Annotated in this window: 7 protein-coding genes; all 7 read left to right on the top strand. The window is 66.1% G+C overall.

The features are described 5' to 3' along the window. The first annotated feature begins 13 nt into the window (after nucleotides 1-13). The gene (locus QRM89_RS11200) at nucleotides 14-1,699 is read left to right on the top strand and encodes an alpha-L-fucosidase (RefSeq protein WP_285448049.1); all 1,686 of its coding nucleotides are present in this window, start codon (nucleotides 14-16) and stop codon (nucleotides 1,697-1,699) included. Nucleotides 1,700-1,713: 14 nt separating this feature from the next. Next, a complete protein-coding gene (locus QRM89_RS11195; protein ID WP_011038014.1) occupies nucleotides 1,714-2,775 on the top strand; it encodes a glycosyl hydrolase family 18 protein in 1,062 nt (353 codons plus the stop codon). 149 nt (nucleotides 2,776-2,924) lie between these two features. Next, nucleotides 2,925-5,381: a family 20 glycosylhydrolase gene (locus QRM89_RS11190; RefSeq protein WP_285448048.1), complete on the top strand. Its 2,457-nt coding sequence runs from the start codon at nucleotides 2,925-2,927 to the stop codon at nucleotides 5,379-5,381. A 21-nt stretch (nucleotides 5,382-5,402) separates the two neighbouring features. Then, the gene (locus tag QRM89_RS11185; protein WP_221261842.1) at nucleotides 5,403-8,084 is read left to right on the top strand and encodes a glycoside hydrolase family 2 protein; all 2,682 of its coding nucleotides are present in this window, start codon (nucleotides 5,403-5,405) and stop codon (nucleotides 8,082-8,084) included. Between the two features lie 257 nt (nucleotides 8,085-8,341). Next, a complete protein-coding gene (locus QRM89_RS11180) occupies nucleotides 8,342-11,008 on the top strand; it encodes a glycoside hydrolase family 3 C-terminal domain-containing protein (RefSeq protein WP_225041210.1) in 2,667 nt (888 codons plus the stop codon). Nucleotides 11,009-11,182: 174 nt separating this feature from the next. After that, a complete protein-coding gene (locus tag QRM89_RS11175; protein WP_225041229.1) occupies nucleotides 11,183-12,613 on the top strand; it encodes a glycoside hydrolase family 125 protein in 1,431 nt (476 codons plus the stop codon). A gap of 135 nt (nucleotides 12,614-12,748) precedes the next feature. Next, the gene (locus tag QRM89_RS11170) at nucleotides 12,749-15,094 is read left to right on the top strand and encodes a GH92 family glycosyl hydrolase (RefSeq protein WP_225041211.1); all 2,346 of its coding nucleotides are present in this window, start codon (nucleotides 12,749-12,751) and stop codon (nucleotides 15,092-15,094) included. Nucleotides 15,095-15,205 lie beyond the last annotated feature (111 nt).

The raw sequence follows: 15,205 nt of genomic DNA, 5'->3' as shown, positions 1-15,205 counted from the left end.
GAGTGCAGTTCCCATGACGACCGATAGCCGCCTTGCGGCTCCATCCCGCCGCCACGCCGGAGCTGCACCCAGAACGCGAATGCTCGCGCTCGGTCTGTTGCTCGCGTTGCCTGCCGCCACGCTCAGCGCAGCACAATCGCCCACCGCACCGACCGCCACCACGCTCAGCCCGGAGGTCATCGACCAGCAGTGGCTCGACGCCACCGCGCAGTACGCGCCCGAACGCGCGCGGCTGGTGCGCGAAGCGCAAGCCGGCGCGCGCAAGGGTCCGTTCCGTCCCGACTGGGCTGCGCTGAAGGCGTACCAATCACCTGCGTGGTACGACAACGCCAAGTTCGGCATCTTCATTCACTGGGGCGTGTTTTCGGTGCCGGCCTTCGGCAGCGAGTGGTATTCGCGCAACATGTATCTGGAAGGCTCCAAGGAATTCGCGCACCACGTGGCGACCTATGGCCCGCAGGCCAGCAGCGGCTACAAGGACCTGATTCCCAAGTTCACCGCGCCCAAGTTCGACCCCACTGGCTGGGCCAAGCTGTTCCGTGAATCCGGTGCGCGCTACGTGGTGCCGGTGGCCGAGCATCACGATGGCTTTGCGTTGTACGACTCGAAGTTGTCCGACTGGACGGCGATGAAGATGGGGCCCAAGCGCGACCTGCTGGGCGAGTTGTCCACCGCGATCCGTGCGCAAGGCTTGCACTTCGGGCTGTCCTCTCACCGCGCCGAGCACAACTGGTTCTTCGATGGCGGGCGCAAGTTCGATTCGGACGTCAACGACCCGCGTTATGCGGCGCTGTACGGCCCCGCGCAGGTGCGCCTGCCCGGCAAGGACGACGCCGATGTCGCCAATGACTGGACGCCCGTATCGCAGGCGTGGCTGGACGACTGGCTGGCGCGCACCACCGAGTTGATCGATGTCTATCAGCCGGACCTGATCTATTTCGATTGGTGGATCGCCCATCCCACCTTCCGCAGCAGCCTGCCGACCATGCTGGCGTATTACTACAACCAGGGCGCGGCGCGGACCGAAGCCGACCGTGGCGTAGTGGTGAACTACAAGCTCGGTGCGTTCCCCGAAGGCGCTGGCACGCTGGATATCGAGCGCGGCCAGCTCACCGGCATCCACCCCACGCATTGGCAGACCGACACCTCGGTGAGCAATGCATCGTGGGGCTATATCGAAAACGACACCTACAAGTCGCCCACCTTCATCATCCACATGCTGGCCGATGTGGTGGCCAAGAACGGCAACCTGATGCTCAACATCGGCCCGCGCGCGGATGGCTCCATCCCCGATACCGAGCGCGGCATCCTGCTTTCGATCGGCAAGTGGCTCAAGACCAATGGCGGCGCGATCTACGACAGCAAGCCGTGGCGCGTGTATGGCGAAGGCCCCACCGAAGTGGTGGGCGGCACCTTCCAGGACGTCAAGACCAAGCCGTACACGGCTGAAGATTTCCGCTTCACCACCCGCGATGGCGCGCTGTATGCCATTGAGCTGGGCTGGCCGGCCGATGGCAAGGCGGTGATCCGCTCGCTCACTGCCGCCGATGGCGTGCGCGGGGTGACGCTGCTGGCCAATGGCAAAAAGATTTCCTTCGAACAACAGGCCGATGGCTTGCACCTGCGGCTGCCGGCCAAGCCGGTCGGCGAAAGCGCCTACGTGTTCCGCATCGACCTTGCGCCCTCTTCCACTCCCTGACGGATCCTGTCTTCATGATCAAGCGATTGACCTGGATGTTGCTCGCGCTGGCGGTTGCCTGCGCGCCCACCTTGGCGCTGGCCAAGAATCCCACGGCGCTGTTCTATCTGATGAACACGCAGAAATCGACCAACTCGTTCCTGGCCAATGTCGACAAGATCGATGTGGTGGTGCCCACCTGGTATGGCGTGGATCAGAACGGCTTGGTCAACGGCACGCCTAACATGTATCTGTACGACATCGCCAAGCAGAAAAATCTGCGCGTGATGCCAATCCTGTCGATGACCACCGGCCGCGACGGCTTCCACAAGCTGATGCACGACGAAGCAGCCAAGAAGCGCATGATCGAATCGCTGCTGATCCACGGCAAGCAGCACAAGTACTACGGCTTCCAGTTCGATTTCGAGAACATCGCCTGGACCGATCGCGATGCCTACACGCTAATGGTCAAGCAGACCGCCGATGCGCTGCACAAGGCCGGTTTCAAGATGTCGGTAGCAGTGGTGCCCAATGCACCGGGCCATGCCGAAGGCGGCCAGTTTTCCAAGTGGATGTGGGAATACTGGCGCGGTGCGTATGACCTGAAGGCACTGGGCCAGGCCGCCGATCTGGTCAGCATCATGACCTACGACCAGCACACCCGCTGGACCACTCCCGGCCCGGTTGACGGCATGGTGTGGATGAAGAAGCACCTGGACTACGCCATCACCCAGGTACCGAAGGAAAAGCTGTCGCTGGGTATCGCCACTTACGGCTACCGTTGGTACACCGGCAACCCCGTGAAGGAAGACGGCACCGAAGCGTCGAACATCTCGGCCACGTATATCGATGCCGACGAATCCTTCCCGCTGGCAATCGAACAGAACGCCACCGTGCAGTGGGATCCGGTGGAGCAGGAATCGTGGTTCTACTTCTACCGCGACGATATGCGCGAGTGGGTGTTCCGCCCGGATGCGCGCAGCTTCAAGGCACGCTACGACATGGTGAAGCAGTACGGGCTGGAAGGCTTCAGCTGCTGGGTACTGGGCGCCGAAGATCCGAAGGTGTGGGATGAGCTGCCGGTGGCGCAGCGCTGAGCCCGCCATGCAACAGGGCGGCGCGCGCACGAAGCGTGCGCCAGTCCCTGCGTCGTTCGCCACGGCTTTGCTACTGTGCGTGGCTGCCGTGTCCTGGCGCGTGGCAAGCTGCATGACACGCGCTGATCGCCACATCGGGATGTGATTGCATGCTCTCCAACACCGGCCCTGTTCCACGCACGCTGTCGTCGCGCGTGCTGCTGTCCACACGATTGCCGTCGCGCCTGCTTGTCTGCTGCGTTGCAGTCAGCGCCCTGCTTGGATGTGGTCAACGCGAGGCCGGCACTGCACCGGCCGTTGCCAGTGCCGGCGCGCCCGCGGCACCTGCCGCCAGCACACCGCTGCCCCTGATTCCGGCACCGGCGCAGCTCACACGCGGCAGTGGCAGTTTCCACATCGGTGCCGGCACGGTGATTTCGATCGTCGGTGGCGATGCCGATGCACGCCGCAGCGCCGAATATCTCGCCGAGCTGCTCAAGCGCACGCGCGGCCTGTCGCTGGAAGTGCGCAACGAAACCAGCGCCTCACCGGGCAGCATCCGCCTGGAACGCAGCGCGCAGGCACCGGTAGCGCAGAAGGAAGGCTATAGCTTCGAAAGCGATGCGAAGGGCATCCGCATCCAGGCGCGTGATGGCGCCGGGTTGTTCTATGGCACCGTGAGCGCGTGGCAGTTGATGACCCCGGATGCGCGCAAGGGCGATGTCGAGGTACCGGCGGTGGCCATCCGCGACTGGCCGCGTTTCAGCTGGCGCGGCCAGCATCTGGATGTGGCGCGCCACTTCCACGACGTGGCAACGGTCAAGCACGTGCTCGACACGATGGCCGTGCACAAGCTCAACGTGCTGCACTGGCATCTCACCGATGACCAGGGCTGGCGGATCGAGATCAAGCGCTACCCCAAGCTCACCGAGGTGGGCGCGTGGCGCACGCCGCCGGGCGCGGGCCAGCACGGCACGCCGGAGCGCTATGGCGGCTTCTACACGCAGGAACAGATCAGCGAAGTGGTGGCCTACGCAGCACGCCTGCACATCACCGTGCTGCCCGAGCTGGATATGCCCGGGCATGCGCAGGCGGCCATTGCCGCGTATCCCGAAGAAGTGGGCGTCCCCGGTGTGCGCACCCAGGTGGGTGTGGACTGGGGCGTCAACCCGTACCTGTTCAACACCAGCGAACGCAGCCTGACCTTCATCACCAATGTGCTGGATGAAGTACTCACGCTGTTCCCGTCGACCTACATCCACATCGGCGGCGATGAGGCAGTCAAGGACCAATGGGAAGCCTCGCCTACGGTGCGCGCACAGATGCGCAAGCTCGGCGTCAAGGACGCACACGCGATGCAAGGCTGGTTCAACGAGCAACTGGCCCAGTACCTCACCCAACACGGCCGGCGCATGATCGGCTGGGACGAAATCCTCGAAGGCGGCGTGCCGGCCAGCGCGGCCGTGATGTCCTGGCGTGGCATCGAAGGCGCGGTAACCGCCGCCAAGCAAGGCCACGACGTGGTGCTGGCACCGGGCGATTCGCTGTATCTGGACAACCTGCAAACCACGCGCAGCGATGAACCCAACGGCCGCCTGACCACGCTACCGCTCTCGAAGGTCTACGCATTCAACCCGGTGCCGACCGCGCTCAGTGCCGAACAGGCCAAGCATGTGCTCGGCGCGCAGGGCGCGTTGTGGGCCGAATACATTCCCTCGCGCTGGCACATCGACCACGCGCTGTTCCCGCGCCTGGCAGCGGTGGCCGAAGTGACGTGGTCGCCGATGGCCGCGCGCGACTGGAAGAATTTCCTGGCGCGCATGCCGGCGCAGCTGCAGCGTTATCAGGCGCTGGGCATCGATTACAGCGATGGCGCGTTTGCCGCCGACATCGATCTGGACGGCGACGTCAACGCGGTACTGGCCGGTGGCCCGGCCAAGGTGTCGCTCGGCAACCAGAGCGGCGCCGGCAGCCTGCACTACACCGTGGATGGCAGCGACCCCACGCCGGATGCACCGCGCTACACGGCGCCGTTCGCGATTCAGCTGCCCACCACCGTCAAGGCCACCGCCTTCACCGACGATGGCATTGCACTGGCCGCCCCACGCAGCAGCACCTTTGACCGTGCCGCGCTGCTGAGCCGCGACACCCAGGGTCTGCGTCACTGTGTCGAGCAAGGGGCGCTGGGCCTGCGCCTGCCGCTGCTGCCGGACCTGCCGGGCGCCGACACGCCGGTCTACAACGTGGACCTGTTCCATGCCTGCCGCCTGTATCCGCAGGCGCGGCTGGAGGGCGTGGGCGCGATCAAGGTGGACACCGCACGCCTGGCGCGCAACTTTGGCCTGGCGCGCGAGCAGTCCAAGGTGCAGAAGTACCCGGCCAAGACACCCGACGGCGAACTCGAAGTGCGCCTGGGTTGCGAAGGCGAGGTGCTCGCGCGCATCCCGCTGCCCAAGGGCAACGCGCTCGGCGAACAATTCACGCTGGAAAGCGCGCTGCCTGCACGCACCGGCACGCACGATCTGTGCCTGCGCTTCACCGCCCCCATCACCGGCCCGTTGTATGCCATCGGCGCCGTCCATCTGATTGAAACCACCGCGCAGGCGCCCCCCGCCGCCACGCGCTGATCCCTCCAAGGAGAACCCTGCATGTCCCTGTCCCGCCACCGTCGTGTTCCTGCACCCGCCCGCCTCGGGCTTGCCCTCGCCTTCGCCATGTCGCAGGCCTGGGCGGCGCCGCCCACGGCCGTGACGCTGGACAGCGGCTGGCAGGTGCGGCTGGTGCCGGGGCAGGAACAGGCCAAGACCTACCCCAAGGCCGCGGCTTGGTTGCCGGCGCAGGTGCCGGGCGTGGTGCAGACCGATCTGATCGCCGCCAAGGTCGTGCCGGACCCGTTCTACCGCGACAACGAAGGCAAGATTCAGTGGGCCGGCCTGAGCGACTGGCAGTACCAGACGCGCTTCACCGTGGATGCGGCCACGCTCGCGCGCGAGCATGTGGAGCTGGTGTTCGATGGCCTGGATACGTTTGCCGAGGTCACCCTCAACGGCAAGCCGTTGCTCAGCGCCGACAACATGTTCCGGCAGTGGCGCGTGGACGCCAAGGCGCTGCTCAAGCGCGGCGACAACGTGCTGGAAGTGAAGCTGTTTTCGCCGATCAAGAAGATCCAGCCGTGGCTGGCCAAGCAGCCCTACGCCCTGCCGGGCGCCTACGATTCGGCTTTCGGCGACGAGCCCGAATCGCGGCACAGCTCCACCTACGTGCGCAAGGCGCCGTACAACTTCGGCTGGGACTGGGGCCCGCGCATGGTCAACGCCGGCATCTGGAAAGACGTGCGTGTGGAAGCCTGGGATGCGGTGCGCGTGGATGGGCTGCATATCGCCCAGCAGCGCGTGGATGCCGACAGTGCGCAGTTGCAGGCGCAGCTGGAGTTGCAGGCCGGCCGCAGCGGCCCGGTGCAGGTCAACCTTGACGTGCTCGGCCCGAATGGCCAACGCGTGGGCCAGTTCACCCAGGACGCGGTGGTCGACCCGGGCCAGAACCGCATCGATCTGGCCGTGCGCATCGCCAAGCCCAAGCGCTGGTTCCCGGCCGGCTACGGCGCGCAGGACCGCTACACCTTCGTGGCCACGGTGCGCGATGCCGATGGCGACAGCCAGCAGATCAAGCGCATCACCGGCCTGCGTTCGGTGGAGCTGCGCCGCGAAAAAGACAAGTTCGGCAAGAGCATGGAGATCGTGATCAACGGCATCCCGATCTTTGCCAAGGGCGCTAACCTGATTCCGCTGGACGCCTTCCCCTCGCGCGTCAGCCAGGCGCGCATGCGCAGCACCCTGCAGGACGCGCGCGATGCCAACATGAACATGCTGCGCATGTGGGGCGGCGGCCATTACCAGGACGACCACTTCTACGAGGTGGCCGACGAGCTGGGCATCATGATCTGGCAGGACTTCATGTTCGGTGGCGCGGTGCCGCCGTATGACGTGGAGTTCCGCGAAAACACCCGCCAGGAAGCGATCGAGCAGGTCAAACGCCTGCGCGACCATCCCAGCGTGGTGTTGTGGTGCGGCAACAACGAAGTGCAGACCGGTTGGGAAAACTGGGGCGACCGGGTCAAGTTCAAGCAGTCGGTGGACCCGGAAGAACGTAGCCGCATCGAGCGTGGCATGACCACGCTGTTCGGCACCGTGTTCCGCGAAGTGGTCGCCACCTACGACAGCGACGTGCCGTACTGGTCCACCTCGCCCGGCACCAACTTCGACGGCGCCGCCGACCAGGCCAACGATGGCGACATGCATTACTGGAAGGTCTGGGGCGGCCCGGCGCTGCCGGTCACCGAATACCTCAATGTCACTCCGCGTTTCATGTCCGAATACGGCCTGCAGTCGTTCCCCGACATGCGCACTGTGCGCGCGTTCGCCGAACCCGGCGACATGGATCCGGAATCGCCGGTGATGCGCGTGCATCAGAAGTTCGACAAGGGCAACGGCAACAAGCGGCTGATGCTGTATATCCGCCGCGAATTCGGCGAGCCCAAGGATTTCGAAAGCTTCGTCTACCTGAGCCAGCTGATGCAGGCCGAAGGCATCAACCTGGCCGCCTCGCATCTGCGCGCCTCACGCCCGCAGTCGATGGGCTCGCTGTACTGGCAGCTCAACGACGTGTGGCCCGGCGCCTCCTGGTCCAGCGTGGACTACTACGGCCGCTGGAAGGCGCTGCACTACCACGCACGCCGCTTCTATGCGCCGGAAATGATCGCCGCGCTGCGCAACGACAAGGGCCAGACCGAGGTCTCGCTGGTGTCCGACCGCACCACGCCGCTGCAGGCGCGCTGGCGCATGCGCGTGATGAGCATGGAGGGCAAGGTGCTGAGCAAGCGCGAAGAAAAAGCCACGCTCAAGCCGCTGAGCAGCCTGCAGGTGGGCAACTTCAGCGACAAGCAATTGCTGGGCAGCGCCGATCCGAAGCGCAGCTACGCAGTGTTCGAATTATTCGACGGCGACAAGCTGTTGTCGCGCGAAGTGGTGTTCTTCGCCGCCGCCAAGCAACTGGCCTTGCCCACCGCCACGATCGACAGCCAGTGGCGCGCCGATGGCGATGGCTACGCGCTCACGCTGTCCAGCAAGACGCTGGCGCGCGAGGTGTGGCTATCGTTCGGCGACGTGGACGCCACGCTGTCGGACAACGCCTTCGACCTGCTGCCGGGCGAGCCGCTGACCGTGCACGTGACCAGCAAGACAGCGCTGGCGCAGTTGCAGTCCGCGCTGCAGGTCCGCGACCTGGCCAGCACGCTGGCGGGTGCACCACCGGAGCCGGCCGAGAGCAAATGACGTTGCAGTTCGCTGCACATTGCGCTCAGTGAGCGCGGCGCGTGCACCGCGGTGAACATCATCGTTGGTGCAAGGCGCGGCGCACGCCAGCACCACCGCACCGCTTCGCACCTGCACAGCAGCGCGAGCGGAAGTCGCACTACCGCGGCAGTGCCAATGCACGGCCTGCCGCATACAGATTCATCCCTGCCCGTCGCACGCGACGGGTACCCCAATGCAACGCCGCGTGGCCACTGCCGCACGGCAGGAGTGAAATGATGTCGTTGTCCGTGTTTCCCCATCGCCTGGCCCTTGCTCTTGGATTTGCCTTGGCTGCACCGCTGACCAGTGCGCCCGCTCAGGCCGCAGCGCCCACCAGCACGCCGGAACAGCGTGCCGCCGCATTGGTCGCGCAGATGAGCCGCGAGGAAAAAGTGGCCCAGGCGATGAATGCGGCGCCAGCGATTCCGCGCCTGGGCATCCCCGCCTACGAATGGTGGAGCGAGGGCTTGCACGGCATTGCCCGCAATGGCTACGCCACGGTGTTTCCGCAGGCGATCGGGCTGGCCGCCAGCTGGAATACACAGCTGATGCAGCAGGTGGGCACCGTGGTATCGACCGAGGCACGTGCCAAGTTCAACCAGGCCGGCGGCCCGGGCAAGGACCACAAGCGTTACGCAGGCCTGACCATCTGGTCGCCGAACATCAACATCTTCCGCGACCCGCGCTGGGGCCGTGGCATGGAAACCTATGGCGAAGACCCGTTCCTCACCGGGCAACTGGCCGTGGGCTTCATTCGCGGCCTGCAGGGCGATGACCTGGAACATCCGCGCACGATTGCAACGCCCAAGCACATCGCCGTGCACAGCGGCCCGGAGCCGGGCCGGCATGGTTTCGATGTGGACGTCTCCCCGCGCGATGTGGAAGCGACCTACACACCTGCGTTCCGCGCCGCGCTGGTCGAGGGCCAGGCCGGCTCGGTGATGTGCGCCTACAACTCCCTGCACGGCACGCCGGCATGCGCGGCGGACTGGTTGCTCAACGGCCGCGTGCGCGGCGATTGGGGCTTCAAGGGCTTTGTGGTCTCCGACTGCGATGCGGTGGACGACATGACCCAGTTCCATTATTTCCGCCCGGATAACGCCGGATCGTCGGCGGCATCGCTCAAGGCCGGCCACGACCTCAACTGCGGCACTGCCTATCGCGCGCTTGGCACCGCGATCGAACGCGGTGAAGTGGACGAAGCATTGCTCGATCAATCGCTGGTGCGCCTGTTCGCCGCGCGCTACCGCCTGGGCGAGCTGCAGGCGCCGCGCAAGGACCGCTACGCCAGGCTCGGCGCCAAGGACATCGACAACGCGGGCAACCGTGCGCTGGCGTTGCAGGCGGCCGCCGAGTCGATTGTGCTGCTGAAGAACGCGAACGCCACGCTGCCATTGAAGGCCGGCACACGGCTGGCGGTGATCGGCCCCAACGCCGATGCATTGGCTGCACTGGAAGCCAACTACCAAGGCACCTCATCGCAGCCGGTGACGCCGCTGCTTGGCCTGCGCCAGCGCTTCGGCGCGCAGCAGGTGCGCTACGCGCAAGGCGCGCCGCTGGCCGCTGGCGTGCCGGGCATGATTCCGGAGACTGCGTTGCGCAGCGACGGCAAGCCCGGGCTGCGCGGTGAGTATTTCGACAATGTCGAGTTGGAAGGCGCACCGCGCGTGACGCGCCAGGACCGCGCGATCAGCTTCAACTGGGACCAGGTAAGCCCGGCCAAGGGCGTGCCCGCCGATCGCTACGCCGTGCGCTGGAGCGGCGAGCTGTTGCCGCCCGGCACTGGCGACTACACGCTGGCAGTGCGCGTGGCGCGGTGCTTCGATTGCACCGGCCACGACCCGGTGCGGCTGTACATCGACGACAAACTGGTCGTTGCCGGCAACGCCGAAGACAAGCACGTGCCGGCAGGCATGCACAACGCCGACGGCCGCAGCGTGGAGACGGTGCTGCATTTCGACGACACCCGCCCACGCAAGATCCGCCTGGAACTTGAACACCGCGGCCAGGACCAGGGCGTGCGCCTGGAATGGCTGGCGCCGGCAGCCGCACAGTTGGCCGAAGCCGAACAAGCCGTGGCGCAGGCCGATGCAGTGGTGGCCTTCGTCGGGCTCTCGCCCGATGTGGAAGGCGAAGAGCTGCGCATCGACGTGCCCGGCTTCGACGGCGGCGACCGTAACGACATCGCCCTGCCCGCCGCGCAACAGGCCTTGCTGGAGCGTGCCAAGGCCTCCGGCAAGCCGTTGGTGGTGGTGTTGATGAGCGGCAGCGCAGTGGCATTGAATTGGGCCAAGACCCATGCCGATGCAATCGTGGCGGCGTGGTACCCCGGCCAGTCCGGCGGCACCGCCATTGCCCGTGCGCTGGCCGGTGACGACAACCCCGGCGGGCGCCTGCCGGTGACGTTCTATCGCTCCACCAAGGACCTGCCGCCGTACGTCAGCTACGACATGAAGGGCCGCACCTACCGCTATTTCAAGGGCGAGGCATTGTTTCCGTTCGGCTACGGGTTGAGCTACACCCGCTTTGCGTACGAGACGCCGCGCCTGTCCGTCACTACGCTGCAGGCCGGCAGCCCGCTGCAGGTGACCACCACCGTGCGCAATACCGGTGAACGCGCGGGTGATGAAGTGGCGCAGGTGTATCTGCAGTATCCAGACCGCCCGCAGTCGCCATTGCGCAGCCTGGTTGGATTCCAGCGCGTGCATCTGCAACCCGGCGAGCAGCGCACGCTCACCTTCACCCTGGATGCGCGCGCCCTGAGCGATGTGGACCGTACAGGCACGCGTGCGGTGGAAGCCGGCGATTACCGGCTGTTCGTCGGTGGCGGCCAGCCGGACACCGGCGCCCCCGGCCAGAGTGCGGCGCTCACCATCCAGGGCCGCGCACCGCTGCCGAAGTAAGGCCATTCGCAGCGTGCCGGCGCAGTGCCGGCATGCGCGTCACGAACACCACGCGCCCGCAGCACGGGCGCGGCATCAGGAGTATCCATGCGTAAGATCCCCACAGACAACATCACCGAGCCAGCGCGCGACGACAGCACGCAACCCACTACCGCCGCCGTCTCGCGCCGCACGATGCTGGGCATGCTCGGCGCCGCCGCAGGCAGCGCGCTGATCGGCGGCATCCCCGGTGCGCGTGCGGCGACCTCGTCGCCGGCCTCGGGTTTTGTCAGCAAGCGTCCGCCCAAGGCGCAGCGCCGCTTTGTCAGCACCGCGGTGGAGCAGCAAATCACCCAGATCAAGGCGCGCATCGCCGACCCGGAACTGGCGTGGCTGTTCGAGAACTGCTACCCCAACACGCTCGACACCACGGTGGAAACCGGCACCCGCAACGGCAAGCCGGACACCTTCGTCATCACCGGCGACATCCACGCGATGTGGCTGCGCGATTCGTCCGCGCAGGTGCATCCGTATGTGCCGCTGGCCAAGCGCGACCCCGCACTGCGGCGCATGTTCCATGGCCTGATCCAGCGCCAGGCGGCCTGCATCAAGCTCGATCCGTATGCCAACGCGTTCCTGCCCGATGGCCAGACCCAGCGCCTGAAGTGGTCGCTCAACGACATCACCGAGATGAAGCCTGGTGTGGGCGAGCGCAAGTGGGAAATCGATTCGCTGTGCTACCCGATCCGCATCGCGCACGAATACTGGCGTGCCACCGGCGACACCGCGCCGTTCGACGACGATTGGCGTGAGGCGATGCACGTGGTGGTGCGCACCTTCCGCGAACAGCAGCGCAAGGACAACCGCGGCCCGTACGTGTTCCAGCGCCCCTCGCCGCTGGCCACCGAGACGCTGGTGCTGGAAGGCTACGGCCAGCCGACCAAGCCCAACGGCATGATCCATTCGATGTTCCGCCCGTCCGACGATGCCTGCGTATTCCCATTGTTCGTGCCGGCCAACCTGTTTGCGGTGGCCTCGCTGCGGCACCTGGCCAGCATGAGCACGCAGATCCATCGCGACAGCGCATTCGCGGCCGACTGCACGGCGCTGGCCGACGAAGTGGAAACCGCCACACGCCAGTTCGGGCAGATGCGCGACAGCGATGGCCAGGCGTATTGGGCGTTTGAAGTGGACGGCTATGGCAACCAGTTGTTCATCGACGACGCCAACGCACCCGGGCTGCTCAGCCTCGCCTACCTGGGCTGTTGCGATCGCGCCGACCCGGTGTTCCTGCGCACACGCCAGCTGGCCTGGAGCGAGCGCAACCCGTACTTTTCGCGCGGCACCGCGGCAGAAGGCGTGGGCAGCCCGCATAGCGGCATGGGCACCATCTGGCCGATGGCGATCGTGCAGTACGCGCTGGTCAGCGACGACGATGCGCAGCTGCGCCAGTGCCTGCAGTGGCTCAAGACCACACATGCCGGCACCGGCTTCATGCATGAGGCCTTCGACAAGGACAACCCGGCCACATTTACGCGTGACTGGTTCGCCTGGGCCAACACCTTGTTCGGCGAACTCATCATCGACCTGCATCAGCGCAAACCGCAGCTGCTGCGCAGTCGCTGATTGTCCGAAGCGCTAGATCTTCCTTTCCAGGCGGAACGACAGAGCACTTGATCTTCCCTTCTCCCGCCGGGAGAAGGTGCCGAAGGGCGGATGAGGGTGCCCCGGCATCGGCCCGCAAACTCCGAGACCAGACACATGGCAACACGACGCGGTTTTCTACAAGGCGCCATCGCAGCAGCCCTCTTCGGTAGCGGCGCTCTGGCCACAGGCCTCGCCCGCGCACGCGCGGGCACCTACGCACTGCCGGCCGATGCGCGCACCCGCGCCGACCTCACCCGCCATGTCGATGTCTTCATCGGTACCGGCGGCCATGGCCACACCTTCCCTGGCGCGACATTGCCGTTCGGCATGGTGCAACTCAGCCCGGACACCTACAACGCGGTGTGGGATTCGTGCTCGGGCTACCACGAGTCCGATGGCTCGATCATGGGCTTTTCGCACACGCATCTGTCCGGCACCGGCATCGGCGACATGCTCGATGTTCTGCTGGTGCCGGCCACCGGCGAGGTCAAGCTGGTGCCCGGCCCGCTGGATGATCCCGACGCCGGCTATCGCTCGCGCTACGACCATGCGGATGAAGCGGCCTCGCCCGGCTACTACCGCGTGCGGCTCAAGGACAGCGGCGTGCATGCCGAACTCACCGCCACCGCGCGCGCCGGCCTGCACCGGTACCACTTCCCCAAGGGCAAACCTGCGCACGTGCTGCTGGACCTGTGCCATGGCATGCAGGACAAACCCGGCATCGCCACCCGCGTGAGCGATGCGCAGCTGCGCGTGGTCGACGCACAGACCATCACCGGCGGCCGCCGTGTCTATCAATGGGCCAAGGGCCGCTATATCTACTTCGCCATGCGGCTGTCGCGCCCGTTCGAAAAGGTGCAGCTGTACAACGAAGACCAGCCCCTTGCCGCCGGGCTGAGCAGCGCCGATGGCGTGCATCTCAAGGCCGCACTGCATTATCCGGATGCCTCCGAGGCGCCGTTGCTGATCAAGGTCGGCATCTCGGCGGTGAGCGCGGACAACGCGTTGGCCAACCTGGATGCCGAACTTCCCGACTTCGACTTCACCCGCGTGCATGCGCAAGCCGTGGCCGCGTGGGAAAAGGAACTGGGGCGCGTGCGCATCGACAGCGACGACGAGGCGCAACGGCGCATCTTCTACACCGGCCTGTATCACAGCCTGCTCGCGCCCACCCTCTTCAGCGACGTGGATGGCCGCTACCGCGGCATGGATCTGCAGATCCACACCGTGCCCAAGGGCTATCACAATTACAGCACCTACTCGCTGTGGGACACCTACCGCGCCGCGCATCCGCTGCTGACCCTGGTGCAGCCCGAGCGCGTGCCGGACCTGGTGCAATGCCTGGTGCGCGGCGCCAACGAATGCCCGGACGGTGTGGGCATCTGGCCGCTGCAGGGCGTGGAAACCGGCTGCATGATCGGCTACCACTCGGCGGTGGTGCTAGCCGAAGCGCATGCCAAGGGCTTCACCGGCATCGACTACAAAGCCGCCTGGCCGGCCTACCGCAAGCGCGCGATGGACGACACCACCCACGGCCTGGGGGACTACCGCAAACTCGGTTACATCCCCGCCGACAAGGTGGACGAAGCGGTCAGCCGCACCCTGGAATACGCCTACGACGACTGGGCCTGCGCGCACCTGGCGCAGGCCGCCGGCGCCGCCGACGATGCACGCGCACTGCGCGACCGTTCGCGCAATTACCGCAACGTGTTCAACCGCGACAGCGGCTTCGTGCAGGCGCGCCTGGAAGACGGCAGCTGGGCCAAACCGTTCGACCCGCGGGGCATGGGGCACATCGCCAAGTGGCGCGATTTCACCGAGTCCAATGCCTGGCAGGCCACCTTCCTCAACCAGCACGATCTGTATGGCTATATGGATTTGTACGGCGGCCGCGACGGCTTCCTGGCCAAGCTGGACGAGCTGTTTTCCACCAGCTCCGAGTTGCCGGCCGACGCACCGCCGGATATCGATGGCCTGGTCGGCCAGTACGCGCACGGCAACGAACCCAGCCATCATGTGGCGTACCTGTTCGCCTACGCCGGGCAGCCTTACAAGACCCAGGCGATGGTGCGCCGGCTGTTGCGCGAGCAATACCACGACGCGCGCAATGGTCTGTCCGGCAACGAGGATTGCGGGCAGATGAGTGCGTGGTTCGTGCTCAGCGCACTTGGCCTGTACGCGGTGGACCCGGTCAGCGGCAACTACGTACTCGGCAGCCCGTTGTTCAAGCGCGCCGAGCTGGACGTGGGCAACGGCCACACGTTGCGCATCATTGCCCGCGACACCAGCGCCAAGAACCTCTACGTGCAGTCGCTGACCTGGAACGGCACGCCGATCACGCGCAGCTGGATGCGGCATGCCGAGCTGGCCGCCGGCGGCACGCTGGAATTCCGCATGGGGGCCACGCCCAACCTGGCGTTCGGTGCAAGCAAGGAGGACCTGCCGCCGTCGTTCGCCTGAGCGCGCGCGATCGTTGCGTCAGCGCCACGCGTTGGCGGCCACACCTGGTGCGCTGCGCTCGGATGATCGCAGCGCAACGGCGCGCTCGTTCAAGCCGCTTCGCGCGCCACC

Origin of the sequence: Xanthomonas sp. LMC-A-07 (assembly GCF_030208825.1) — a bacterium.
Taxonomy (GTDB): domain Bacteria; phylum Pseudomonadota; class Gammaproteobacteria; order Xanthomonadales; family Xanthomonadaceae; genus Xanthomonas; species Xanthomonas campestris.
Note: the sequence above shows the minus strand (reverse complement) of the source record. Positions and strands in the feature narration are given on the sequence as shown.

What these genes read in the sequence shown, in the direction of transcription:
- QRM89_RS11200 (WP_285448049.1), top strand. Translation starts at nt 14, where the DNA reads ATGACGACCGATAGCCGCCTTGCGGCTCCATCCCGCCGCCACGCCGGA.
- QRM89_RS11195 (WP_011038014.1), top strand. Translation starts at nt 1,714, where the DNA reads ATGATCAAGCGATTGACCTGGATGTTGCTCGCGCTGGCGGTTGCCTGC.
- QRM89_RS11190 (WP_285448048.1), top strand. Translation starts at nt 2,925, where the DNA reads ATGCTCTCCAACACCGGCCCTGTTCCACGCACGCTGTCGTCGCGCGTG.
- QRM89_RS11170 (WP_225041211.1), top strand. Translation starts at nt 12,749, where the DNA reads ATGGCAACACGACGCGGTTTTCTACAAGGCGCCATCGCAGCAGCCCTC.
- QRM89_RS11180 (WP_225041210.1), top strand. Translation starts at nt 8,342, where the DNA reads ATGTCGTTGTCCGTGTTTCCCCATCGCCTGGCCCTTGCTCTTGGATTT.
- QRM89_RS11185 (WP_221261842.1), top strand. Translation starts at nt 5,403, where the DNA reads ATGTCCCTGTCCCGCCACCGTCGTGTTCCTGCACCCGCCCGCCTCGGG.
- QRM89_RS11175 (WP_225041229.1), top strand. Translation starts at nt 11,183, where the DNA reads ATGCTGGGCATGCTCGGCGCCGCCGCAGGCAGCGCGCTGATCGGCGGC.